Origin of the sequence: Kribbella sp. NPDC051137, assembly GCF_040682535.1 — a bacterium.
GTDB classification, from domain to species: Bacteria; Actinomycetota; Actinomycetes; order Propionibacteriales; family Kribbellaceae; genus Kribbella; species Kribbella karoonensis.
In genome coordinates this window covers 1,538,275-1,562,158 of record NZ_JBFBBI010000001.1, presented here as the reverse complement: position 1 = coordinate 1,562,158, position 23,884 = coordinate 1,538,275, and the positions used below count along the sequence as shown (strand labels likewise).

24 protein-coding genes and 2 pseudogenes are annotated in these 23,884 nt (G+C 68.0%); 12 read left to right on the top strand and 14 right to left on the bottom strand.

Features of this window, described 5'->3' with window-relative positions; all coding sequences use genetic code 11:
• Nucleotides 1-228 (bottom strand): annotated as a pseudogene (locus tag AB0M51_RS07465) (IS3 family transposase); the annotation flags it as partial.
• 343 nt (nt 229-571) lie between these two features.
• Here AB0M51_RS07465 and AB0M51_RS07460 point away from each other — a divergent pair.
• Nucleotides 572-1,195, top strand: a complete 624-nt coding sequence (locus AB0M51_RS07460; RefSeq protein ID WP_363748487.1) for a 3'-5' exonuclease — start codon at nt 572-574, stop codon at nt 1,193-1,195.
• A 4-nt stretch (nt 1,196-1,199) separates the two neighbouring features.
• Here AB0M51_RS07460 and AB0M51_RS07455 read toward each other — a convergent pair whose 3' ends face one another.
• The 3 genes from AB0M51_RS07455 to AB0M51_RS07445 all read right to left on the bottom strand — a co-directional run bounded on the left by AB0M51_RS07455 (nt 1,200) and on the right by AB0M51_RS07445 (nt 3,470).
• Nucleotides 1,200-1,559: a phosphotransferase gene (locus tag AB0M51_RS07455; RefSeq protein WP_363748485.1), complete on the bottom strand. Its 360-nt coding sequence runs from the start codon at nt 1,557-1,559 to the stop codon at nt 1,200-1,202.
• A complete protein-coding gene (locus tag AB0M51_RS07450) occupies nt 1,529-2,089 on the bottom strand; it encodes a hypothetical protein (RefSeq protein ID WP_363748483.1) in 561 nt (186 codons plus the stop codon). Before AB0M51_RS07450 ends, AB0M51_RS07455 begins: the two co-directional genes overlap by 31 nt.
• 166 nt (nt 2,090-2,255) lie before the next feature.
• On the bottom strand, nt 2,256-3,470 hold the full coding sequence (locus tag AB0M51_RS07445; RefSeq protein ID WP_363748481.1) for a helix-turn-helix transcriptional regulator: 1,215 nt from the start codon (nt 3,468-3,470) through the stop codon (nt 2,256-2,258).
• Nucleotides 3,471-3,756: 286 nt separating this feature from the next.
• On the opposite strand from AB0M51_RS07445, the gene AB0M51_RS07440 reads away from it, so the two are divergent.
• Both AB0M51_RS07440 and AB0M51_RS07435 read left to right on the top strand, forming a co-directional pair.
• A complete protein-coding gene (locus AB0M51_RS07440) occupies nt 3,757-4,101 on the top strand; it encodes a hypothetical protein (RefSeq protein WP_363748479.1) in 345 nt (114 codons plus the stop codon).
• A gap of 30 nt (nt 4,102-4,131) precedes the next feature.
• On the top strand, nt 4,132-4,455 hold the full coding sequence (locus tag AB0M51_RS07435) for a hypothetical protein (protein ID WP_363748477.1): 324 nt from the start codon (nt 4,132-4,134) through the stop codon (nt 4,453-4,455).
• A gap of 265 nt (nt 4,456-4,720) precedes the next feature.
• Here AB0M51_RS07435 and AB0M51_RS07430 read toward each other — a convergent pair whose 3' ends face one another.
• Entirely contained in the window at nt 4,721-5,434 is a 714-nt protein-coding gene (locus tag AB0M51_RS07430; RefSeq protein WP_363748475.1) for a hypothetical protein, read from the bottom strand.
• Between the two features lie 315 nt (nt 5,435-5,749).
• Between AB0M51_RS07430 and AB0M51_RS07425 the strand changes: the two genes are divergently transcribed.
• Nucleotides 5,750-6,136: a hypothetical protein gene (locus AB0M51_RS07425; protein ID WP_363748473.1), complete on the top strand. Its 387-nt coding sequence runs from the start codon at nt 5,750-5,752 to the stop codon at nt 6,134-6,136.
• A 48-nt stretch (nt 6,137-6,184) separates the two neighbouring features.
• Here AB0M51_RS07425 and AB0M51_RS07420 read toward each other — a convergent pair whose 3' ends face one another.
• From AB0M51_RS07420 to AB0M51_RS07410, 3 genes and pseudogenes are all read right to left on the bottom strand, one after another.
• Nucleotides 6,185-6,430, bottom strand: coding sequence for a hypothetical protein (locus AB0M51_RS07420; protein ID WP_363748471.1), 246 nt, complete (start codon nt 6,428-6,430; stop codon nt 6,185-6,187).
• Nucleotides 6,431-6,846: 416 nt separating this feature from the next.
• Nucleotides 6,847-7,008, bottom strand: a pseudogene (locus AB0M51_RS07415) (ANTAR domain-containing protein); the annotation flags it as partial.
• A gap of 268 nt (nt 7,009-7,276) precedes the next feature.
• A complete protein-coding gene (locus tag AB0M51_RS07410; RefSeq protein ID WP_363748469.1) occupies nt 7,277-7,894 on the bottom strand; it encodes a GNAT family protein in 618 nt (205 codons plus the stop codon).
• A 380-nt stretch (nt 7,895-8,274) separates the two neighbouring features.
• On the opposite strand from AB0M51_RS07410, the gene AB0M51_RS07405 reads away from it, so the two are divergent.
• Entirely contained in the window at nt 8,275-8,409 is a 135-nt protein-coding gene (locus AB0M51_RS07405; protein ID WP_331526631.1) for a hypothetical protein, read from the top strand.
• Between the two features lie 92 nt (nt 8,410-8,501).
• On the opposite strand, the gene AB0M51_RS07400 is transcribed toward AB0M51_RS07405, so the two are convergent.
• Both AB0M51_RS07400 and AB0M51_RS07395 read right to left on the bottom strand, forming a co-directional pair.
• A complete protein-coding gene (locus AB0M51_RS07400) occupies nt 8,502-10,148 on the bottom strand; it encodes an FAD-dependent oxidoreductase (protein ID WP_363748466.1) in 1,647 nt (548 codons plus the stop codon).
• Nucleotides 10,149-10,262: 114 nt separating this feature from the next.
• Complete coding sequence (locus tag AB0M51_RS07395) at nt 10,263-10,886, bottom strand: TetR/AcrR family transcriptional regulator (RefSeq protein ID WP_331526633.1); 624 nt, start codon at nt 10,884-10,886, stop codon at nt 10,263-10,265.
• Nucleotides 10,887-11,020: 134 nt separating this feature from the next.
• Between AB0M51_RS07395 and AB0M51_RS07390 the strand changes: the two genes are divergently transcribed.
• From AB0M51_RS07390 to AB0M51_RS07380, 3 genes are all read left to right on the top strand, one after another.
• A complete protein-coding gene (locus AB0M51_RS07390; protein WP_363748464.1) occupies nt 11,021-12,037 on the top strand; it encodes an NAD(P)/FAD-dependent oxidoreductase in 1,017 nt (338 codons plus the stop codon).
• Nucleotides 12,038-12,083: 46 nt separating this feature from the next.
• The gene (locus AB0M51_RS07385) at nt 12,084-13,583 is read left to right on the top strand and encodes an MFS transporter (RefSeq protein ID WP_363748462.1); all 1,500 of its coding nucleotides are present in this window, start codon (nt 12,084-12,086) and stop codon (nt 13,581-13,583) included.
• 86 nt (nt 13,584-13,669) lie between these two features.
• Nucleotides 13,670-14,467 (top strand): oxidoreductase, encoded by a 798-nt coding sequence (locus AB0M51_RS07380; protein ID WP_344196374.1) that lies wholly within the window; start codon nt 13,670-13,672, stop codon nt 14,465-14,467.
• Between the two features lie 450 nt (nt 14,468-14,917).
• Here AB0M51_RS07380 and AB0M51_RS07375 read toward each other — a convergent pair whose 3' ends face one another.
• Entirely contained in the window at nt 14,918-16,249 is a 1,332-nt protein-coding gene (locus AB0M51_RS07375; RefSeq protein WP_344196375.1) for an acyl-CoA dehydrogenase family protein, read from the bottom strand.
• A gap of 95 nt (nt 16,250-16,344) precedes the next feature.
• On the opposite strand from AB0M51_RS07375, the gene AB0M51_RS07370 reads away from it, so the two are divergent.
• Genes AB0M51_RS07370 through AB0M51_RS07355 form a run of 4 tightly spaced genes read left to right on the top strand, consistent with a single transcriptional unit; the run spans nt 16,345 to nt 20,568 of the window.
• Nucleotides 16,345-17,082: a TetR/AcrR family transcriptional regulator gene (locus tag AB0M51_RS07370; RefSeq protein WP_344196378.1), complete on the top strand. Its 738-nt coding sequence runs from the start codon at nt 16,345-16,347 to the stop codon at nt 17,080-17,082.
• On the top strand, nt 17,079-18,356 hold the full coding sequence (locus AB0M51_RS07365; RefSeq protein ID WP_344196381.1) for an acetyl-CoA C-acetyltransferase: 1,278 nt from the start codon (nt 17,079-17,081) through the stop codon (nt 18,354-18,356). The genes AB0M51_RS07370 and AB0M51_RS07365 overlap by 4 nt, the downstream gene beginning before the upstream one ends.
• 8 nt (nt 18,357-18,364) lie before the next feature.
• A complete protein-coding gene (locus tag AB0M51_RS07360; RefSeq protein WP_344196383.1) occupies nt 18,365-19,711 on the top strand; it encodes a 3-oxoacyl-ACP reductase in 1,347 nt (448 codons plus the stop codon).
• Entirely contained in the window at nt 19,711-20,568 is an 858-nt protein-coding gene (locus AB0M51_RS07355) for a MaoC/PaaZ C-terminal domain-containing protein (RefSeq protein WP_344196386.1), read from the top strand. The genes AB0M51_RS07360 and AB0M51_RS07355 overlap by 1 nt, the downstream gene beginning before the upstream one ends.
• Here the strand turns inward: AB0M51_RS07355 and thrS are convergent.
• The 3 genes from thrS to AB0M51_RS07340 form a co-directional block, all read right to left on the bottom strand.
• Nucleotides 20,534-21,805, bottom strand: a complete 1,272-nt coding sequence (gene thrS, locus AB0M51_RS07350; protein ID WP_363748458.1) for a threonine--tRNA ligase — start codon at nt 21,803-21,805, stop codon at nt 20,534-20,536. The two genes, AB0M51_RS07355 and thrS, sit on opposite strands and share 35 nt — an antisense overlap.
• A gap of 113 nt (nt 21,806-21,918) precedes the next feature.
• On the bottom strand, nt 21,919-22,764 hold the full coding sequence (locus AB0M51_RS07345; RefSeq protein WP_344196391.1) for an acyl-CoA thioesterase II: 846 nt from the start codon (nt 22,762-22,764) through the stop codon (nt 21,919-21,921).
• 69 nt (nt 22,765-22,833) lie between these two features.
• Nucleotides 22,834-23,778 carry a PAC2 family protein gene (locus AB0M51_RS07340; protein WP_344196394.1) on the bottom strand — a complete coding sequence of 315 codons (945 nt, stop codon included), beginning with the start codon at nt 23,776-23,778 and terminating at the stop codon, nt 22,834-22,836.
• Nucleotides 23,779-23,884: the final 106 nt, after the last annotated feature.

The following is a 23,884-nucleotide window of genomic DNA, read 5'->3' as shown; positions in this document are numbered from 1 at the left end:
CCGCTCCGCGTCGCCGGTCGTGGTCCCCGCGCGCGTCCCCTCGTCGATCTCGGCCTGCCGGACCCACCCCCGCAACGTCTCGCGATGCACACCGAACTGCTCAGCGATCCGCGGGATTGCTCCCGCCCTCGTCGCCGGGTCCTTGCGCGCTTCCACGACCATCCGCGTCGCCCACTCACGCAGCTCGTCGCCTACTTCCTCGGTGCCGCCATAACTCTCATCCTCCATGGATTGAGAGCCTCCACCACACCCGGGGCGATTCAGCACAGGAACGCTTGATCGCCGCGATGCCGTGGCCTCGGCGGCCCCATGGATCTTGGGGCTGAAATCGGCCAAGTCTGGCGAGCCACGAGCACTGATCCGTCCTGGCTTTGCGCCTTGAAGCAGTTCAGGTCCAGCCGGATGTTGGGTGCGGTGGCCCACCAGTTGCGCCCGACGCGCGCCGGTTCGGACGCAGCGCCGGACCTGCCGGCGGCGGCAGACTTGGAGTGGCTCGACACGTCCACACCACAGACCGGCACACACACGCGACCGCGCCGCGGCACGATCATCGGAGGGTGGGCGACGAAGAATGGCGCAACCTACGGACCTGTGGACGGCCTTCGACTACGCCGTTGTCGACGTAGAGGGCAATGGGCAGCGGCCACCGGATCTGGTTGAGATCTCGATTGTGGCGATCAAGGGCGGCTTGATCGGCCAGCCGCAGAGCTGGTTGGTTCGCCCGCCACGGCCGATCACTCCGATGGTGCGACGCTTCCACAAGATCACGGACGACCAAGTCGTCGACGCTCCGGCCATTGCCGGCGTCGAACCAGAACTGCGCCAGGCGCTGAGTGGCAAGGCGTTCGTTGCCCACAACGCCGGTGTCGATCTCGGAGTGCTCCGCCGCGAACTGCCTGGCTTCCAACCCGCGCGTGTCGTGGACACTCTCAAGCTCGCGCGACGACTGCTTCCGGGCCGCGACTCGTACACGCTCGGGGCGCTCGTCGACGCGTTCGGGCTAGCCAGAGGGCTTGCGGCCGACCTGGTGCCGCACCGCGCGACCTACGACGCGCTGGTCTGCGCCCGGCTGCTGGCGCATTTGGCGACGCCTCCCGGCCACGAGCGGCTCACACTCGCCGAACTGCTGGATACGACAGCTGGCAAGACCGCATCAAACAAGGCGGCGGTTGAGGCGTCCCCGACCCTCTTCTGAGCCGCTACTTGTAGCGGTGCCACAGTTCGTCAGCTCCCGATCGGAGCGTGGCTAGCCGGTGCGCGTGGACCTTGGCGATGTCGGGGCGGTTGCGGAGGTCAGTGATGACGCTGGTGACTAGGACTAGCTCTCGGATCCGTCGGAGGGTGGGCCAGGAGGGAAGGGTGGTGACGTCCAGGCCGTAGGTGGCGGCTAGGGCATCGTGGTCTTGGGTGGCGCCGAAGCGGAGGGCGCTGACGGCGGCTACTACTAGGTCGTAGGCGAGAGGGCCAATGCTGGTGCCGTCGAAGTCGCAAAGGACGAAGCGGCCGGTCGGCTCCCTCAGCAGGTTCCCTATGTAGGCGTCTCCGTGGAGTAGGCCCACCTGGAGGTCGGAGTGAGGTCTCGGTAGTCGGCTTCGGTATTCGCCCACTGTTCGGTGAGCCAGGCGTGGTCGTCAGCGGTTAGGTCGTCGGCCAACGCGAGGCGGCTGCGTGCGCTGCTGAAGGGATCCCAGGCCTTGAGGTCGGGCATCGGTTCTAGTTTGTGCCAGCCGAGTAATGGTGCTGCCAGCGCGGCGCCGGTCCACGCCGGGTTGCTGCCTTCGAGGAGTTGCCAAATGGTGGCCGAGTAGTTCTCGAACAGGACTGGCTGGGTCAGATCTGAAGCGAGCCTGACGGCTGGCGCATCATGATGCTCGAGCCAGGTGGCGATTCGGGCGACGTGGTCGGCGCGTTGGCTGGCGAGGTCGCCGGCGCCGAACCTGACGACGACGCCTTGGCTGGGAAGTCGGTACACGGCGTTGTTCGTGTACTTGATGAGTTCGGCTTCGTCCGGGAGAAGGCCTGCTTCTTGGCAGATTCCTTTGAGGGCGTGCTTGAGCCGCTGGTCGAGCTCTGGGGACAGGTTCGTCATGCGGTGAGGGCCTTCGGCGCGGTTATGCGGACGGATTCGAGATGGTGGAGCAAGTCGACGGCGTCGGAGCTACCGGAATGGTGCGACGCTGCGGTGCCGATCTCCGCGAGCCGGCTGAGGCCGCGGCCGCTGCGGAGGACTTGGGCTACCTTGATCACGTCGCGAGCTATGTCGACGCCGGCGTCCAGTTCGTTCGTACGCAGCAGGTTCGTCGACAAGATGATTCGGTTGAAGGTGCGGCTTCGGCGCGATCTGTCCGGGCCGGACTCGGTGATGGCCTGTTGCGCGAATTCGACAGCGCGTACGGCGTACTGGCGGGCTTGTGTCTCGTCCTTTGCGTAACCAGACAGCGAGTTGTAGACCAACGCCTGATGGCCGGTGTAGTCGCCTGGCGTGAAATACAGCGTCGTCCACGGTGACACCCGGCTCTGTCGGCACGGCCCATCTCGTGTTCTGCACGAGCGAATGCGTCGAGGACGTGATCGTGCTTGCCGAGCATCGCGTAGGCGAGCGCTTCGTTGGCGTGCAGTCGTGCGACCTCGGCTGGATCGCCTGCGTCCTGTGCCGCGAGCTGGCCAAGCTGGAGCATCTTCAGAGCCTCGACTGGTTGGGCTTCTTGCATGCTGACCCGACCGAACCGATACAGGATCGAAGCTGCGAGGGAGGGCTCATCGGCATCTTTGGCGAGGACGAGAGCGTTCATCAGGAAGCGTCGAGCCGCTGCTTGATCGCCGATGTCGTGGAACGACCAACCGAGCATGCTGCTGAAATCCGCTAGAGACACCTTGAGGTCCCGGTGGGTGCGTTGGTCCGCGGTCGAGTGGATCATCCGCCGCGCGTACCCATAGAAACCGCGGGCCGCGTCAACCGCTGCTCCCCCGCCATAGCGCTGATCGAGCTTCCGGAACTCTAGGGTCATCGACCCGACTTGTTCGACGTCAGAATCGGTGATCACAGGCGGTACCGCGGCCAAACTGTTCGGCACCTCGGGAAGCCACTTCCGTGCCTGGTCACTGACGGAGCCGAACGCGACGCTCGCAACCGCGCCGGCGAAGTCCCGGCGATCCTCGCAGGTCAGTTCACTCGACTTGTCGCTCTCCCCCTCGGCAGATGAGCTGTATGCGAGCCCCATCCGTCCGCGCGGAATCTCGAACGCGTCGGCGACACGTTCAAGGACGTCGTACGCCTTTACCTGGCGACCGTTGAGGATCTCTGAGACCTCGCCCTGGGACTGATAGGTGCGGGCTCCGATCTGCGTTTGACTCCAGCCGTGCCGCTGCAGCCAGCGGAAGATGCCCGCAACGTCACGCGACGCCAGGACAGGACGCAGCTCCGCCTGATCCCACCAGGACGAGTCGAGCTGCGGCTGCGATGCCGTCATCGTCACTCCTTGTCTCTAGGCGGCTCTGTGAAGTTAGCCCGAGCGCATCCGGTGCGTCTATCGGCTCGGCCGATAGGTCGGCTCGATGAGCACAGCTTGTAGTGGTGGCCGCCGTCACAGCGCCATGGTGTGGACACAGAGTGTTACATCCACTGACAAAGGACGCCCACCATGACGACGCCACTGTTCATCGTGATCTGCCTGACCACGGGGCTGACGATCGCAATGCTCACCGACCTGTTCCGCGACCTTTCCGGCCGGAACGAATGACAGGGCAGCGGGACAGATGACCAGCACCATTTCAAGTACCGATCAGCACGAGCGGGGCAACGCCATGCGGGCGTACGGCTACATCCGGAAGCACTTCCTGATGAACGAGACAGAGTTGGCCAGCGCTCGGAAGCTCGTCGTCGACGCTGCTCAGAGTCGTGGCGTTCAGCTCGTAGCGATTCACGTCGAGGAGATCGAGACGTCGCCCGAGGCGTTTCACGATCTGCTCGCGGTCGTGATGCAGGAGGCACAGCGAATGATCATCACGCCCCACGTCCAGCACCTCGAGGTTGCGGGCGATCCGTCGTCGGTGAAGCAACGCCTTGAATCGAATGGCATCACCATCGTGGTCGGCGGCTAGGCACCGCGCCGTAAGGAACAGGTGCTGCAGATGTCGGCTACCCCAGCCCTCGGGTTCATCTCGATGTCCTTCGTGCGCAATGCCGGCGAGCTCCTCGCGATCCATCGACGGCTGAAGGCGTTCGCGACCGAGCACGGGCTCCAGCTCATCAAGGTGTACGTCGAGGAACCCGGACCGCCCACCGCGGCCTTCGACCTTCTCGAATCGCTCCTGGAGTCCGACGGGCAGCCGCTCGTCGTTCCAACGCTGCACCACCTCGCCGTACTTGGGCACCCCGCGCAGATCAGAGACCATCTCCGCCACTGCACCCACGACGTCCTGATCGCCATCAAGCCGGCGGAGCGGACGTGCTGAGGGGGCATCCCTCGTTCTCCTCAAGTCCCCTGCACTCCGCGTCCGTTCCGCCGCTCCACCGGGAGCGCTGCCCGATCCACCTCACTGAGTCGGGCGGCGTTCCGCCCCCAAGCTGCGTCCGCTCGGGGCCCTGCGCCTGAGCGCACGTAGCTCGGTGCACTGTCGAGTGCAGAGATCCGCAGCTAGCCGTTCGGTTGATTCCCCTAGTGTCGTGAGTCGTTGATTCGGCTGCAGTAGACGCGGCGCGGGTGTCGTCACGTGGGCGTCACGTGGCGGTTGATGCCAGCCAGCGTTTCCAGCTTGCGACTGTCGGGGGCATGCTCGGATCGGCGAGGACATCTAGAAGGAAGCCTGCTCGCAGGCCGACGATCGGGTCGGGCGAGTCAAGGCATTGGGCGACTGGATTGCGCAGGTCGGGCCCGTCCAGTCGGCGCGCCAGCAGCACAAACCCGCGGTCCTCGCAGCGGTGCTCGCGGCGGACCGAAGCCACGACCAGCTCGACCAGCGCCGCCCGCGAGTCTGGGGGTATCTCGATGCCGGCAAGGCCCCGTAGGACGTCCTTCTTGAGACCCCATGGCGGCCGCGGCGAGCACCAGTCCTGCGGGTAGGCGACCTCCCACTGTAAGAAGAGCACGGCGAACGGCACGAGACGGCGCAGAGTGGTGGGATCCCGGCGGCCGAAAGGCCGGCTCTCGGTGATGAATTCCGACAGGATGCCGGAGAAGCCGCGGTCCCGGGCTTCCCGCATGGCGGCCGCGGCCTGGTCCCTGGCCGCCCCCAGGGCCGGTGAATCCGAGAAGTCGGAACTGCCGCCGTTGGCCCAGTACGCCGCGTTGCTGCGATCCAGGGCATCCCGCCAGTCACTGACGTCCGCCTCGCAGCGGCGAAGGGCCGCAGCGCGGACCGCCGGGTCGGGATCGACCAGACCGAACAGCCACCCGTAGTCGTAATCGTCGCGGCTCTCCACGGCGAGCAGCATCGCACACGCCCAACCCTGCGGAGCAGCAAATGCCACCATGTCCCGCGACACGCTCACGTCCTCAGCGACACTCACCCAGCCGCGATTCGAGCTTTCGGCTGGCGCAGATCATCTGACGGACGAGTGTCGCGCATCTGTCGACGGAGGACATCCCCGCTAGTCCCCATGTGATCCGCCAACAGATACGCGACACATGTCCAACTGATGTTCGCTAGAAATCTGTCCACGTGTCGGAGCAACGCACGGATCTGCCGATGTGCGGGCGTTCACGCGAACGGCCTATCAACCGCGAAAGGCCCGTGGCATGCTGCGGGCATGGATCTCGAGTGCCGACGATGCCACCGACCCGTCAAGGTCTCGGCAGCACAGTTCGAGGTCTTCGAGCGGATGCACTACGTGTGCTTTCACTACGAGTTCGAGCATGGTGAGTTTGACGTAGACGAGGAGTGCACAGCTGGTGGATGCCCTTCCGCCTCTCTGGCGAAGGGCCGGGATCGGGTCATAGCAACGGCCCGTGAACTCGCTGGAGAGGCGGCCTTGGGTGCGCCGTGGACAAATGCAGCGCTCCACGAGTACCTCGAAGCCTTCGCATCTTGGCTTGCCGATTCGGGCGGCTACTACCTGAATCGACGAACCGTACCGCCTGGCAACGGCTGGGAAGTCGTAAACGATGCTCTCAGGGCCGCGACAGTCTACGAGTGATCGCACATGCCGCCGAGAGTGACGCGCGGCCAAGCTGATGTGCGCGCGTCAGTGCCAGCCGAACCGACGGAGCGTTAGATCGATCTCCTGGTCGCTGGCGTACCACCTCCAAGAGCGCAACTCGACCAAGCGGATCAATCCGAGGAGCGCAAGAGGATCGTCCGCGACGTACTCCTCGTCACCCCTGTGCGCGACGACTCCGTCTCCATCAGCGGCAAGTTCAAAGCCGAGCGACTCGATGGCCAGGATGGCCGGAACGACGGTGTTCCCGGCTTGAGCTAGGCGTCTTGTCATGGCCGCATGATGGCATCCGAGACGTCCGGAACTGCCGCGATCCGCGCATACGACTGTCGCAGATCACCTGGCGGACGAGTATCGCGTATCTGTCGACGGAGGGTATCCCCGCTCGTCGGACGAGCAAGCCTTCGGAGATCGCGGCGGGGGTGGCGGGGCTCGATGCGCGGTTCGGGCGTCTACGGCGCGTACGGCGTACCTCGTACTGCACGGGACGCTGGAGGTTGCTGTTGACGATGAGGCGATCAAGCGGAATCCGGCGAAGGCGCGAGTGGTCAAGGCCCGTCGAGTCGATTCCAGCGGAATCGGCTTTGCCGGGCGGCTGCAGATATGAGCCGAAGTGGGACGGATTCATTCACTGAACATGTCAAACGACTGGCTCTGGTGCCAGCGGGCGATTGGTAGAGCTGTTCTGGTTAGCGGGGCAGCTTGCGGCTGTCGATGAGTTCTTGGGCGACGTCGCGCAGTTTGCGGTTGTTGTCTTGGGAGTAGCGCTTGAGGATTGTGAAGGCGCGATCGCCGTCGAGGTCGAAGCGCTCCATGAGGATGCCCATTGCTTGGCCGACGAGCTGTCGAGCTGTCGAGCTGTGGCAGTGACGCCAGCTGGTCGCGCAGTTTGCCGGTGCAGTCGGCGCCCGCCCTGCGTCCTCGAGTTCCAGCCATGTCTCGATGCTCTGGCGGAGGTCCAAGGACAGGCTGGGTTCGGCCAAGAGCCGTGGCCGCTCGCCGATGCAGGTCGTTGGGGTCAGGCTGGGGTCAGGCATTGCCTTCGGGCCATGGCGTGCATGACCGACTCGTTGCCCTCGCCGAAGGACTCGACAAGCCCGGCTCCGATCGCATTGCACATCACGCTGGTTGGTCCGGCTCGCGCGTCGTCCATTCGTGCGGCAGCGCCGCGAACCACATCACGTCGATGCGCTCGCCCAGCCACACGCTGTGTGCGCGCATCGTTCCCTCGTGCAGGAACCCTGCTCGGCGGGCCACCGCAGCTGACGCTTCATTGTCCGCCTCGACCGTCAGGAAGGCGCGAGCTGCGCCGAGCTCAAACAACCACCTTGTGAGTAGAACCACCGCCCGAGTCGCGTACCCGCGCCCGCGCGCTCTCGGCCCGATCCAATAGCCGAACTGCGCTACGTCTGCCTTCGACCAGTTATCGACGCCGCAGCAGCCGACCAGGCCACCAGAGGCTGCGTTCGTGATCGCGAATGCAACACCAGATGGTGGCTCGGCCGCGCCGAACGCCCGCCAGCTCGACGCGAACTCGTCAATGATCGCTTCAGCGTCCTCGATCGAGAGCGGCGGCGCCGGTCGTCCGAGACGGTCGTGGGCCCCGTTGTAGCGTCGGATCGCTGGATCGGCGAACGCTTCCGTCATGAACCCGGCGTCATCTCTCGACCAAGGGCGGAGAGTGACCACGCCATCCGAGAGCACCACGACCGGAATGTCGGCACCCGTTGCACGCACGTCTATCGGCTCCTTTCGTTCGGCGCGTTCCTGGGCAACTCTGCCACGCGCGCAGTAAGGCATCGGGCTCGGCGCCGCGCGCCTCGGCCACATTGAGCTCGAAGGTGCGCACGACGCGAGCGTCTGGGCGCTTCATGACCCGTCTGGCCTGCAGCGGCCGCGTCGCTGCTGGACCAACCGCTGTGCCATTGCCGACCACCCCGACAAGAACCTCAGCGACGACATCAGTGAGGACAACCACCGCAGCCTCTGCCTGACCGCCGCCGGTCGTGGCGAGGGTGTGCGAGAGTCGCGACACCCAGCGTGGGGCTCGGCGCTGTTGCTGAACTGGGACGCGCCTGCGGGTGCTCGTGGCGGTGTGCCGGGGCGAGACTGTGGCCATGGGCAACTTGTCGCCCGAACTCACCGGGCCGGTCCAGCTCGAGCTGGCCAAGGCGATTGAGCAACTGCCAGGCGAGCACGGCATGACCGGCGAGTCACGCTTCGAGTTGAAATGGGACGGGTTCCTTCACTGAACTCGTCAAGCGCACCGGCAGCGCCCGTGCCGTTGTAGCCCGTGCCAAGCTCACTTGGCTGGTCGACGACAAGCCCCGTGATGCTTGTGATGTCAGGATCGGCTCGCGTCGGCGAGGTAGGCGTGGACAGCGGAGACCACCACTGAGCCTTCGCCGACGGCCGAGGCAACTCGTTTGACCGATCCGGCGCGTACGTCGCCCACGGCGAACAACCCGGGCAATGACGCATTGAACCCCTCCCGAGTCACGACGAAGCCCTTGCCGTCGAGCTCCACACCTGCTCCGTGCAGCCAGTTGGTGCGTGGCTCCGCGCCGATCATTAAAAAGAGACCGGCGGCGTCGAGTCGGACAGTGGCCTCCTGGGCGTGGTCTCGCCACATCACACCTGTCAGCCGCGTCGCTCCACTGACCGCGCAGAGCTCCGCACGGGGATGGACGGTGACGCGCTCATGGTGAGTCAGACGCTGCGCGAGGTAGGCCGACATTGTCTCTCGCAGATCGTCCCGCCGGATCAGGATGTGGACGTGAGCGGCGTGCCGGGTCAGGAACAGAGCGGCTTGGCCGGCCGAGTTGGCGCCCCCGATAACCACAGCGTTCTGGTCTGAGACGACCTTGGCCTCGAGGTCGCTCGCCGCGTAGTAGACGCCCCGCCCCTCGAGGTCGGCCAGCCCAGGCACGTCCAGACGTCGATAGTGAGCCCCACTGGCAATGATCACGGCCCTCGCGTCGATGTCGTGCTCGTCGTCAAGGCGGACGCGGAAGCCTGAAGCCGTCTGGGTCAAGCCCGTGATCGATCGGGGCGAGACCAGCCGGGTTCCGAATTTGACGGCCTGCATCATCGCTGCCCGCGCCAGCTCGGTCCCGGACACGCCTCGTGGAAAGCCGAGATAGTTCTCGATCCGCGAGGAGCTACCCGCTTGGCCCCCGATGGCAACGTCTTCCACGACAACCACGTCGAGGCCCTCGGATGCCCCGAAGACCGCTGCCGCCAGGCCCGCTGGTCCGGCGCCGACGACGAGCACGTCGCATCGAGTGTTGTCGGCAAGGCCCCACAAGTCGATCCCGAGCGCGCTGGCGAGATCGCGCGTCGTCGGCGCGGTCATGACCCTTTGCTCGCCGGTGACCACGGCCGTACCCGACGCGGGCAGCGCGGTCGTCTTCGCCAGCTCGGCCCACGCCACGGGGTCCGAGCGCAGCACGGTCCGGTAGGGGATCTGGTTGCGTCCGGCGAACTCCTGGAGCCGGTGCAGATCGCGGTCGTCGTCTCCGGCGAGGACGAGACCGCCCTCGCCCCTCCTCGTCAGGAAGAGCCGTCGGGCGTCGAGCGCGGACAGCACAACGTCGCTCAGCTCGGCCGAGATCTCCACGAGTCGCCGCAGCTCCCCAAGGTGCACCCGGAGAACCACAGTGCCGGTCATGGCGACACCTTGAAAGACGGATCGCTGGCCCATGAACATGCCCAACTCGCCGACGAAGTCGCCTGGCTCCACGACCCAGACGACCCGGTCTTCCCGACGATCTACCAGGAGCAGCCCTCCGGCGAGCACCAGGTACAGGTCGTACGGGTCTCCGGCATCCCACAACAACTCGCCAGCTTCGGGGCGCAGCTCTTCACCGCCCGATCGGAGCAGGCTCAGCAGATGCTCGCTCAAGACCGGCCACGCCAGCTCGTCGGCCTCGTCCCGTCGGCGTCGCGACGAGTAGTGGGTCATCTCGTCGGGAACCGGGATGCTGGTCATGGGTCTCCTTCGCCTGACTGACGGCATTCTCTGCTGAATTGCTCACTACTTCTGGAACGCTCAGCTTCAGGGTCCGCACCAGGGGCGTCGCAACGAGACCCGGCCGTGCCCTTCTCAGCGGTGGCGGGGGCGCGGCAGCAAGGCGAATGCGCTCTCCGCGATCGAGGTCAGGCGGGCGGGGCTGTGGCCGTAGGCGCCTACGACGTCGGTGCCGCGGACGATGGTCAGCAGAAGGTATGCGAGGTCGTCGGGGTCCGCGTCGGGGTCGAGGTCGCCGTTGCGCTGTGCCGCTCGCACACAGTCGGCCACTGCCGTCATCAGCACGGAGAAACAGTCGTTGGCCAGGCGTTTGACCTCGGAGTCGGAGGCGCCGACTTCCATGGCCATCTTGGCGGCGAAGCAGGCCGCCGCCGCCCGGTCAGGGGCGGGGGGTACGTCGGCGGCGAGTGGCACCCCGTGGACGGCGCGGAGCAGGTACGCGTGCAGTCGTTCCATGGCGCTCTCGTCCGGTCCGGCGAGCGCCTTCGGTGCACCTTGCGCCAGCCGGGTGAAGTACACGGACATCGCCTGGTGCAGCACGCCGTGCTTGCCGTCGAACGTGGCGTAGAGGCTGCCGCGGCCCATGCCGGTGGCAGCGCTGATGTCGTCGACGCTCGTGCCGTTGTAGCCCGTGGTGCGGAACTGCCGTTCGGCGGCGTGCAGGACGTGGTCGCGGTCGAAACTTCGTGGTCTCGCCATACGGAGAAGGTAGCTCCAACGCGTCGTTCTTGACAACTCAGTACAGAACTGGCTACGTTTCTGACAGTTCAGTACATAACCAGTCTGTGTTTGCAGGACCGCGACGCCGCGAAGGCGGCTTGGAGGTTGAAGTCATGACCGAGGGAACGCCCGTCGGCGAGGATTCCGCGAGCGACGCACTGCCCGAGGGGGCCGTCGACGTGGTGGTGATCGGCGGCGGCGGCGCGGGGCTGAACGGTGCGTTGATGCTGGCCCGCTCCCGCCGCTCGGTCGTCGTGATCGACAGCGGCTCGCCGCGCAACGCGCCCGCGGAGGCCGTGCATGGCTTGCTGGCCTTGGACGGCACCCCGCCGTCGGAGGTTCTTCGGCGGGGCCGGGAGCAGGTGCGTCAGTACGGCGGACGCGTCGTGCACGACGAGGTGGTCTCGGCTGAGCCGGCCGCCCCGTCGGCGGACGGGGACCTGCGGTTCAGCGTCACCCTGGCCGACGGCCGCAGCATCACCGCTCGCCGCATCCTGGTGGCCACCGGGCTCACGGATGTGCTGCCGGAGGTGCCTGGGCTCGCCGAGCACTGGGGGCACAGTGTGGTGCACTGCCCGTACTGCCACGGCTGGGAGGTGCGCGATGAGCCCATCGGCGTCCTCGCCACCGGCCCGGCCTCCATCGGCCCTGCGTTTCTGTTCCGTCAGCTGACCGAGGACCTCATCTACTTCACCCACGGCACCGATCTGGACGAGGACAGCCGCGCCCGGTTCGCCGCCCGCAGCATCCGTGTCATCGACACGCCGGTCACCGAGATCGTCAACGACCAGGACGGTGCCATCGCCGGGGTGCGCCTGGCCGACGGGCAGGTCGTGGACCGCCGCATCCTGGCCGTCGTCCCGCAGACGCAGGCCCGCACCCAGGGCCTGGAAGGTCTGGGCCTGCCGCTGCAGGACCTGCCGAACATAGGCCGCGGTTTCGCCTCCGGCCCGGCCGGCACGACCGAAGTGCCGGGTGTGTGGGTGGCAGGCAACGTCACCGACCCCGTCGCCCAGGTCGGGGCCTCCGCAGCGGCCGGCGCACTGGCCGGCATCGACATCAACAAGATGCTGGCCACCGCGGACACCGACGCGGCCCTCCGGGCGATGGCCGAGGTAAGCCCGTCTTGAAGCCGCCGAGACGGCTACCAGTCATGTCCAGCAAGCAAGGGGAGAAATGAGTACCAGTGTTGACCGCGGGGCGCCTGCCTCCGGAAAGAAGGACTCGGGCCTTCGCGGCTCCCATGCCGTGCGCTGGTGGGTGCTGGTCGTCATAGGCATGGCACAGCTCATGGTCATGCTCGATGCGACCGTCGTGAACATCGCGCTGCCCGAGGCGCAACAAGACCTCGGCTTCAGCGACGGCAGCCGGCAGTGGGTCATCACGGGTTACGCGCTGGCGTTCGGCAGCCTGCTGCTGCTCGGCGGCCGGCTCGGTGACCTGTTGGGCCGACGTACCCTCTTCGTGATCGGCTTGGCGGGTTTCGGGGCCGCGTCCGTTCTCGGCGGCTCAGCCTCCAGTTTCGAGATCCTCGTCCCGGCACGTGTGGCCCAGGGGCTCTTCGCTGCAGTGCTCGCGCCTGCCGCACTCTCACTGCTCAGCGTGACCTTCACCGAGCCGGCCGAAAGGGCCAAAGCCTTCGGGATCTTCAGCGCCCTGGGCGGTGCGGGCGGCGCGGTCGGGCTGCTGCTCGGCGGCATGCTCACCGAGTGGGCGTCGTGGCGCTGGGTGATGTACGTGAACGTCGCCTTCGCGGTCCCCGCCCTGATCGGTGCGTTGCTGCTGCTGGCCAAGCCCGCGATCACCAAGAAGCCCAAACTCGACATTCCGGGCATCGTCGCGGTGAGCGCCGCGCTGTTCGCGATCGTCTACGGGTTCGCGCACGTAGAGTCCACCAGTTGGACCGACCCGGTCGCTCTCGGCTCCATGATCGTCGGCGTGGTGCTGCTCGTGGTGTTCGTCTGGCTGGAGTCCACGGTTGCGCATCCGCTGCTGCCGCTGCGAGTGGTGCTGGCCCGGACCCGCGGTGGCTCGTTCCTGGCGGTGTTCGTCCTGGGCATGGGGATGTTCTCGATCTTCCTGTTCCTGACCTATTACTTCGCGGCCAGCCTCGGCTACTCGCCGATCAAGACCGGTCTGGCGTTCCTGCCGATGGTCGCGGCCGTCGTCACTTCGTCGACCACGATGCCTTCGCTGGTGCTGCCCAAGGTCGGCCCGAAGATCGTCGTCAGCGCCGGCTTCCTGGTCGCCGCAGCCGGTATGGCGCTGCTGACCCGGCTCGAGCTGGACAGCACCTATGCCACCCACATCATGCCCGGGCTGATCCTGCTGGGGCTCGGCATCGGCGCGGTGATGAGCACCGCGTTCCAGGGCGCGACCTCGGGCATTCACCCCGAGGACTCGGGTGTTGCCTCGGCGCTGATCAACACCGGTCAGCAAATCGGCGGCTCCATCAGCACGGCGTTGTTGACCACCGTTGCCTCGTCGGCCGCGACCGACTACCTGACCTCGCACAAGCCCAGCGCGCTGGCCGCGGCGCAGGCCGGTGTCGAGGGCTATACGGCGACTCTGGCCTGGGGCTCCGGGTTCTTCGTGGCCGGTGCGGTGATCGCCGCGTGCCTGATTCCGAATCGGGCGCTGGAGCCGTCCGAGGGCGAGCCCGTGATGGCCCACTAGGGCCGGCCGCTCTCGGTGCGGCACAGGCGACCCCCGCACAACGCACGACAAACTCAGAAGGAACCAACATGCAGATAGTTCACCCAGTGGCCCTCGTGACGGGCGCCTCCTCCGGGATCGGGCGGGCGGCAGCGCTCGCTCTCGTGGACGCCGGCTTCGCGGTGGTCGGCACGAGCCGGACCGCGGCGAACGCCGAGCCGCTCGCCGGGGTGACGTTCCTCGATCTCGACGTGGCCAGCGACGAGTCGGTCCGCGCCCTGGTCGGGGAGGTGATCGAGCTGTTCGGCCGGATCGACGTCCTGGTCAACAACGCGGGCGTGGGCGCGGTCGGCGCCGGCGAGGAGAGCTCGATCGACCAGGCCAAGGAGGTGTTCGACATCAACGTCTTCGGCCTGATGCGGATGACCAACGCAGTGCTGCCCCACATGCGCGCCCAGGGCACTGGCCGCGTGCTCAACGTCTCCTCAGTACTCGGTCTCATCCCCGCCCCCTTCATGGCCGTCTACGCCGCCGCCAAGCATGCGGTCGAGGGCTACTCCGAGTCCGTCGACCACGAGCTTCGCGAGCACGGCGTCCGGATGCTGCTCGTCGAGCCGGCCTACACCAGCACGAGTTTCGAGGCGAGCAGCCAGGCACCCGACTCGCCCCTGCCCGTCTACGCCGCACAGCGGCAGGTCGCCCGAGACGTACTGGCCACCGCCGTGCGCAACGCCGACAACCCGGACGTTGTCGCGAAGGTCATCGTCGCGGCCGCCACCGATGCCAAGCCCAAGCTCCGCTACACCGCCGGCTCGATGGCCGCACGCGTCAGCCTCCTGCGCCGGATCGTGCCCTCGGGCGCCTTCGACAAGCAAATCCGCAAGCTCAACCGACTGGCCGGCTGACCCGCAGTACACCTGCGCCGGTCGGGCAGGCGATGCGCCGAGTGCCGGCGACGTCGCCGACATCCCGAGACGGCGCTGTGATGCGGATAGGGCTGCTCGGGGCAGAGACTGGCGGCATGGTCGCGTTGGCGCCAGACCTACGTGGGCCGGTCGGGCTGCAGCTGGCCCGGGCGGTCGAGCAGCTGCCCGGGGAGCACGGCATGCCGCGTGCGGCCGAAGCCTTGCAGCACGGAGTCGTGCACCCGTCACCACCTCCGCGCTTACCCACGGGCGCCGGCTGAGCAGTCGCACGCGAGCGAAGCGAGCAGATCGCGGGCGCCAGCCCGCAAGTCGCCCGCGGCAGCGGGCAAGAGGCCGGCGCCAGCCGGAGGGTGGGTGGGTAGCGCGCGGAGCAGGGGCGGGAGGGAGCGGAGCGACCGGAGCCCCTGCGGAGCACGCGTGGGGGCTATTTCACCTGATGCGCATGCCGGAGATGGCTCGGGCGATTACCAGGCGCTGGATTTCGGAGGTGCCTTCGAAGATGGTGTAGATCTTGGCGTCTCGGTGCATGCGTTCTACGGGGTATTCGCGGGTGTAGCCGTTGCCGCCGAGGATTTGGATGGCTTCTTCGGTGACGCGTACGGCTACCTCGCCGGCCTTCAGTTTGGCCATGGAGCCTTCGCCGTGGCGGTAGTCGGGGGTTTCGCCGCGCATGAGGGCGGCGGACATGTTGGCGGCGCGCCAGACGAGGAGGCGGGCGGCGTCGATCTCCATGGCCATGTCGGCGAGTTTGAAGGCGATGCCCTGGTTGTCGATGATCGGGCGGCCGAACTGTTCGCGGGTCTTGGCGTACTCCAACGCCACTTCGTAGGCGGCCCGCGCGATGCCGATGGCCTGGGCGCCGACGATGTGGCGGGTCATTTCGAAGGTGGCCATCGAGGCGTTGCGGCCGGTCGAGCCCTTGCCGGGGTTCTGGGCGGCTTCGCGGGCGCGGGCGAGGCGTTCGTCGAGCTTTTCCTTGCCGCCGAGGACGTTGCCGGCGGGGATGCGGACGTTGTCGAAGAAGACGTCGGCGGTGTGCGAGGCGCGGAGGCCGTGCTTGCGGAGTTTTGTGCCCTGCTGCAGGCCGTGGACCTCGGTCCGGGGTACGACGAACGCGGCCTGGCCCTTGGTACCCAGCGACGGGTCGACCGTCGCGACGACCACGTGGATGTCCGCGATGCCGCCGTTCGTCGCCCAGGCCTTCTGGCCGTTGATGACCCACTCGTCCGAGGCGGAGTCGTAGACGGCGCGGGTGCGGATCGCGGAGACGTCGGAGCCGGCGCCCGGTTCGGAGGAGCAGAAGGCGGCCACGCGTACGTCGTCAGGTGTCCCGTAGCAGCGGGGCATCCACTGGCTCCACTGGTCCGGCGTACCGTTGGAGAAGATCGCCGACGACGCGAGGCCGGTGCCCTTCAGCGACATGCCGATCCCGGCGTCGCCCCAGAACAGCTCCTCGTGCACGAGCGGCATCAGCAGGCCGGACGGGTCGATGAACAGGTTGATGTTGGCGTCGAGCCCGTACAGGCCGATCTTGGCCGCCTCCTGGATGACCGGCCACGGGGTCTCCTCGCGCTCGTCCCACTCGGCGGCGGCCGGGCGGATGACGTCCGCGGCGAAGGTGTGGGCCCAGTCGCGGATCTCCCGCTGCTCGTCGTTCAGCTGCAGCGAGAACGGGCTCCAGCCCGGTGCGGACCGCTCGGCGCCGAGCTCACCGGCGAGCGCCATCACGTCGGCGGAGACAGCGGGCTTCGGATCGGTCATCGTCATCAACATCCTCCAGCGGCGGCACTACGATGTTACCGATGAGTGTAACTGTCGTTTGCACCATCGGGTACCGCTGTGGCTAAGATCGGTTCATGAGCTCCGCGCTGCTCGCGATCGGACGCCGCCGGACCACGGCGGAGCGTCGGCGCGACCGGGAGCGGGACATCATCCGTGCCACCCGGGAGATCTTCGACGAGCGCGGCACGATCGACGCCCAGATCGACGATATCGCCAAGCGGGTCGGGATCAACAAGGCACTGATCTACCGGCACTTCGCCGGCAAGGAAGAGCTGTTCGCGCTGACGCTCGTCGACTACCTCCAGGAGCTCGAAGACCGCCTGCACCAGAAGGACAGCCCGAGAAGAACTCCGCTCAACCGGCTCAAGGCCCTGAGCGAGACGTTCGTGGACTTCTGTCTCGGCTACCCGGCGTTCACCGACTGCGCGATGAGTCTGCTGAGAAGGACCGGCGAGGAGCTGTTCGGCGAGATCACCGAGCCGGTGATGGTCAAGCTCGGTACGGCGATGGCCGCGCCGCTGGACCGGATCGCCGCGATCCTGAAGGCCGGCCAGCGGACCGGGGTGTTCGACGAGGTCGACACCGCGTACCTCGCCAACCACCTGTACACGCAGACTCTGGGATCGTTGCACATGGCAAGGGTCGGTCTGATCGTGTCGGGCAGCCGCCCGGGACACCCGGTGGTGCATCATGCCGATGTCGGCACCGTCCGGTCGACCGCGATCACCGCGACCCTGGCAACCGCGGTGGGACAGAAAGCCCTGACAGCCAAGACCCGTTCCGCGAGAGCCAGAGCAGGAGAGACATCGTGACCGAACCGCGCAAGGTGGCCGTGGTCGCCGGGAACCGGATCCCGTTCGCCCGGCAGGACAAGACCTACCGGCACGCCTCCAACTCCGACATGCTCACCGCCGCGCTGAACGGCCTGGTCGACCGGGCCGGTCTGGGCGGGCAGGAGGTCGGCGAGGTGGTCGCCGGGGCGGTCCTCAAGCACGCCCGCGACTGGAACATGGTCCGCGAGGTGGTGCTCGGGTCGAAGCTCGCGCCCACCACTCCGGCGTACGACATCCAGCAGGCCTGCGGCACCGGGCTGGAGGCGGCGATCCTGGTCGGCAACAAGATCGCGCTCGGCCAGATCGACGCGGGGATCGCCGGCGGCGTCGACACCGCCTCCGACGCGCCGCTGAGCGTCAACGACCACCTGCGCAACGTCCTCCTGGACCTGAACCGCGCGAAGACGTACCCGGACCGCCTCAAGGTGCTCGCCCGGGTCCGCCCGAAGGACGTCGTACCGGAGATCCCGCGGAACGCCGAGCCGCGGACCAGGAAGTCGATGGGCGACCACGCCGCGCTGACCGCGCTGGAGTGGGGCATCACCCGCGAGGCGCAGGACGAGCTCGCCTACAGGTCCCACGTCAACCTGGCCGCCGCCTACGACCGCGGCTTCCAGCAGGACCTGATCACGCCGTACCTCGGGCTCGAGAAGGACCAGAACCTGAGGCCCGACACCACGCTGGAGAAGCTCGCGAAGCTGAAGCCGGTGTTCGGCAAGGGCGAGACCGCGACGATGACCGCCGGCAACTCGACCCCGCTGACCGACGGCGCGTCCACCGTCCTGCTGTCCACCGACGAGTGGGCCAGGGAGCACGGCCTGCGCCCGCTCGCGTACCTGACCCACTCGCAGACCGCAGCGGTCGACTACGTGAAGGGAGCCGAGGGCCTGCTGATGGCCCCGGCGTACGCCGTGCCGCGGATGCTGCAGCGTGCCGGTCTCACACTGCAGGACTTCGACTACTACGAGATCCACGAAGCGTTCGCCTCCCAGGTACTGTCCACCCTGAAGGCGTGGGAGGACCCGATCTTCTGCAAGGAACGGCTGGGTCTCGACGCGCCCCTCGGGGAGATCGATCGGGACAAGCTGAACGTGAACGGGAGCTCGCTGGCCGCGGGGCATCCGTTCGCGGCGACCGGCGGGCGGATCGTCGCCGCGCTGGCGAAGCAACTGGACGAGAACGGCGGCGGCCGCGGGCTGATCTCGATCTGCGCCGCGGGTGGCCAGGGTGTCGTCGCCATCCTCGAGAAGTAGGAGCTGAGATGACGGATCGCTACCAGACCTTCACCCGGACGCCGCTCGGCAAGACCCTGGTGAAGAACCTGGGTCTGCCCGACCCGCTGCCGCTGCCGCGCTGGACCGACGGCGCACCGGTGATCGACGGACCGGTCGTCTTCGGTGCGATCGGCGAGTCCGACGCCGGCAAGGCGATCCAGGCCCTGCTGCGCGACATCGGCGCCAGCTTCAGCACGGCGACCGAGGGCGTCGCGTCCAGCGAGATCCGCCCGAAGGCTCTGGTCTTCGACGCGACCGGCGCGACCTCGACCGCGGACCTGTCCAGCCTGCAGCGGTTCTTCTCCCCCGTGATCCGCCAGCTCGCCGCGGCGGGCCGGGTGATCGTCGTCGGCCGTACGCCGGAACTCGCGAGCAGCACCGACCAGCACATCGCGCAGCGCGCGCTGGAAGGCTTCACCCGCAGCCTCGGCAAGGAGGTGAAGCGCGGCGCCACGGTCAACCTCGTGTACGTCGCCCCGGACGCGCACGAGCAGCTCGACTCCACGCTCCGCTTCTTCCTCTCCCCGAAGTCCGCGTACGTCGACGGGCAGGTCGCCCGGATCGGCACCGGCCCGCTCGTCAGCAACGACCCGCAGCGCCCGCTGGCCGGCCGGACGGCGCTCGTCACCGGCGCGGCCCGTGGGATCGGCGCCGCGATCGCGAACACGCTCGCCCGCGACGGTGCGACCGTGATCGGCGTCGACGTACCGCAGAACGCGGATCCGCTGCGCAAGGTGATCTCGAAGATCGGCGGCACCGAGCTCCTCCTCGACGTGACCGCGGTCGACGCGGCGCAGCGGATCGCGGCGCACGCGCAGGAGCAGCACGGTGGGCTCGACATCGTCGTCCACAACGCCGGCATCACCCGCGACCGGCGGCTGGTGAACATGCGGACCGACGCCTGGGACGCCGTCCTGGACGTGAACCTGCGCGCCCCCGAGCGGATCACCAAGCACCTGGTCGAGTCCGGCGCGATCCGCGACGGCGGCTCGATCGTCGGCGTCTCGTCGATGGCCGGGATCGCCGGCAACAACGGCCAGACGAACTACGCGACCTCGAAGGCCGGCGTGATCGGGCTGGTCGAGGCGCTGGCGCCGGTGCTCGCCGACAAGCAGATCCGGATCAACGCGGTGGCGCCCGGGTTCATCGAGACCGAGATGACCGCGAAGATCCCGTTCGCGATCCGCGAGGTCGGCCGCCGGATGAACTCGCTGCAGCAGGGCGGGCTGCCGATCGACGTGGCCGAGGCGATCGCCTGGTTCGCGGATCCGGCGTCCGCGGGCCTGACCGGCAACGTGGTCCGCGTCTGCGGTCAGAGCTTGCTGGGGGCCTGATGCCGACCCGCCGGTACGACGACTCCCCCGGCCTCGGCGCGCTGTACGCGCGGACCGTCAAGGCCACGCTGCGGCGCGCCGACTACGCGCCGAACGAGGACGGCCTCACGCTCGAACTGCCGCGGTCGGCGGTCGACCAGGACCACCTGACGGCGTACCGCGATGTCACCGGTTTCCAGGCGGGCCCGGCGCTGCCCCCGACGTACCCGCACGTCCTGGCGTTCCCGTTGCACCTGGACCTGATGTCCGACCCCTCGTTCCCGTACAAGCCGATGGGGATCGTGCACCTGTCCAACACGATCACGCAGAAGCAGCCGGTCCCGCTGCACGCGGAGCCGTCGATCCGCGTGCACAGTACGCCGGAACGGCCGCATCCCAAGGGCACCGTGTTCGACGTGATCAGCGAGGTGTTCGTCGATCACGAGCTCGTGTGGAGCGACCTCACCACGCTGCTCAGCCGGTCGGCAGGTACGCCGGACGAGCACGCCGACCTGCTGCCGGACCCGGTGCTGGCCGGCAGCGCGTGGTGGGACCTGCGCGGCAACCTCGGCCGCCGGTACGCCGCCGCGTCCGGCGACCGGAACCCGATCCACCTGTTCAAGCTCACCGCCCAGGCGTTCGGGTTCCCGCGCCAGATCGCCCACGGCATGTGGGCCAAGGCCGCCGCGCTCGCGTCGATCCAGCGGGCCGGCGCGTTGCCGGACGCGTTCACGGTCCGCGTGGACTTCCGCAAGCCGTTGCTGCTCCCGTCCCGCGTCCAGTTCGGTCACCAGCAGCACGGCAAGACCCTGGATTTCGCGCTGTACGACGAGTCACACGACATCACTCACCTGATCGGACAGCTGCAGGAACACTGAGGTCGCGGAGCTGATCCAGCACCTGCCCGATCGGCGCAGCGTCCCACTTGCTGCCGTCGCGTTCGCGGACCGCGAGTTCGCCGCTGGAGGCTTCGCGCGCGCCGATGACGGCCTGGTACGGCGCCAGCCGGTTCTCCCGGATCCGCGCGCCGAGGCTGCCCTCGTCGGCGTGCGCGATCTCCACCCGCAGCCCGCGGTCCGACGCCCGCCGCGCGACCTGGACGGCGAGCTCCTCCTCGGCGTCCGAGATCGGCAGTACGACGACCTGCACCGGCGCGAGCCACGCCGGGAACGCGCCGCCGTGCACCTCGATCAGCTGGGCCATCGCCCGCTCGATGCTGCCGACGATCGCCCGGTGCACCATCACCGGCCGGTGTTTGTTGCCGTCAGCACCGATGTACTCGAGCCCGAAGGCGGCCGGCTGGTGGAAGTCGATCTGGACGGTCGACAGGCTGAACTCGCGACCGGCCGAGTCCATCAGCTGGATGTCGATCTTCGGCCCGTAGAACGCCGCGTCACCCGGCGCGTCCTCGTAGTCCATACCCGCGTCCTTCAGCACCCCGCGGAGCAGCTCGGCCGCCTGTGCCCAGCTCGCCGCGTCCCCGACGTACTTGCTCGACGGGCTGTTGAACTCCGCATCCTCGGCAGGTAGGGCGAGCACGTAGCGGGAGGCCGCGATGCCCATGTCGGCGTACGCCTGGTTGATCAGCCGCAGCGCGTCCGCGGCCTCGGAAGCGACCTGGTCGAGGCGGCAGAAGATGTGCGCGTCGTTCAGCTGCATCGCGCGGACCCGGCTGAGGCCGCCGATCGCGCCGGACAGCTCGGCGCGGTACTGCCCGCCGAGCTCGGACATCCGCAGCGGGAGCTCGCGGTAACTGTGCGAGCGGGAGCGGAACATCAGCGCGTGGTGCGGACAAATGCTGGGTCGCAGGATCAGCTCCTCACCGCCCATGTCCATCGGCGGGTACATGTCGTCGTGGTACTTCGCCCAGTGGCCGGAGATCTCGTACAGCTCCTTCTTCGCGAGCACCGGCGAGTACACCTGCTGGTAGCCGGCTCTTCGCTCCACTTCGGCGATGTAGCTCTCGAGTGCCCGGCGTACGGCGGCCCCGGCCGGCAACCAGTAGGGCAGGCCCGCGCCGATCAGCGGGTCGGAGTCGAACAGGCCGAGCTCGCGGCCGATCTTGCGGTGGTCGTACATGGTGGTCTCCTCGTTGAGAATGGGGCGAGGAACCACGGGTACGACAAAGCCCCGGGGCACTCGCCCCGGGGCTTGGTCAGACAGTCAGGTGTCAGCGCGCCGGGACGTACTCCGGCGTCGTCGTCACTACTGCGCGCTGCGACATGCTCCTAAGTTAGCAGATCCGAATCCAGACCGACCGGACGAATCAGCCCTTCCTGCGCAACGGAGGCGATCAGACGCCCGTCATCGGTGTACAGCCGGCCGGTCGCGAAGCCGCGCGCACCGGACGCCGACGGCGACGCCTGGTCGTAGAGCAGCCACTCGTCCGCGCGGAACGGGCGGTGGAACCAGAGCGCGTGATCCAGCGACGCGGGCTGGATCCGCCGGTCGCCGATCACGATCCCGTGCGGCAGCAGACTCGCGCCGAGCAAGGTCAGGTCACTGGCGTACGCGAGCACACACGCGTGCAACGCCGGATCGTCCGGGAGCTTCCCGGCGGCCCGGATCCAGAACTGCCGGCCGCTGACTCCTGCCAGCCGTACGTCGAGCGACGCCCACTCGCGGTCCCAGTCCGCGGCGGGCCGCCCGCTCTGCGCCTCGAGGACCGTGGCGAGCCGGGGCGCCTCTTCCGGCGGTACGACGTCGTCCGGCATCGGATCCTGGTGGTCGAGGCCGGGCTCCGGGCGCTGGAACGACGCCGACATGTAGAAGATCGGCTTCCCGTGCTGGGAGGCGACCACTCGCCGGCTGCTGAACGAACCGCCGTCGCGGGTCGGCTCCGCGCGGTACACGATCGGCACCGACGTGTCACCGGCGCGCAGGAAATACCCGTGCAGCGAGTGCACGACCCGCTCCGCTTCGACCGTCCGGCTCGCGGCGGCGAGCGCCTGGCCGAGCACCTGCCCGCCGAACACGCGCTGCATCGACGTCTGCGGCTGCCGCCCGCGGAACAGGTCGACGTCGATCTTCTCCAGGTCGAGCAGCTCGACCAGATCCTCCAACGACTCAGGCATGCCTCATCCTGACAGGCCCGGACGCAGTACTACGCGGTACGCGCTGTGGAAACCGTCACGTACGACGGGTCAGTTGTCGTCTTCGCGGTTGAGTTCGGCGAGGAACTGTTCGACCTCGGCGCCCAGCTCGTCGGCGGACGGCGTCGAGTCGGCGAGCAGGCTCTTCCGGCTCAGTGAACCGGCGGCAGCGTCGTACTGCGTCTCCAGGGCCTTGACGACCGCGCTGGCGTCCTCCGAGGCGTCGACCTGCTCGTCGACCAGGCGGCCGGTGACCGCGGCCTCGTCGAGCAGGGCCTTGCTGGGAAGCAGCAGCCCGGTCGCCGCGGAGATCGCGTGCACGAGCGCCAGCGCGGCGCCCGGGAAGCGGTTCTCGGCCAGGTAGTGCGGGACGTGGACGGCGAAGCCCATCGCGTCCTTGCCGGCCTCGCCGAGGCGGACCTGCAGCATCGTGCCGGCGCTCGCGGGCAGCTGCATCTCGCCGTCCCAGATGTTCGACCGGGTGACCAGCTCGGGCCGGGTCGCGTGCGCGGTCAGACCGAGCGGCCGGGTGTGCGGAACCCCCATCGGGATGCCGTGCACGCCGACGGTCAGGGTCACGTTGTACAGCTCGATGAGCTGCCGGACGGCGCCGGCGAACCGGTCCCAGTGGTTGTCCGGCTCGACGCCCTCGAGCAGCAGGAAGTCGACACCCGCGTCGTCCGTCACCAGGTGCAGCGACAGGTGCGGCGGTGTGTAGTCGGTGAACCGGTCCTCGGCGAACGTCACCTCGGGCCGGCGGGCCCGGTAGTCGTGCAGCAGGTCGACGTCGAACCGCGCCAGCAACCGGTGGTCCAGCACCTCGAGCAGGTGGTCGGCGGTCACGCGCCCCGCCTGGCCGGCGTCCATGAAGCCGTCCAGCGAGTGCACCATGACCTTCGGCGTCGCCGCCGGGCCGGTCGCCACCGACTCGTCGACGATCTCGTAGAGGTCGTCCGGTCGCAGCATCGTCGTCTCCTTCGCATCACCAACAGTCACGTCTATTCTCCCCAACGCCGGGGCCGCGCGGACAAATTCCGGGATCAGCGAAGTTTCAGGAAGCGTCCACGACCCGGCGGCGGCGAGACAATCCCGGAAAGCGCTT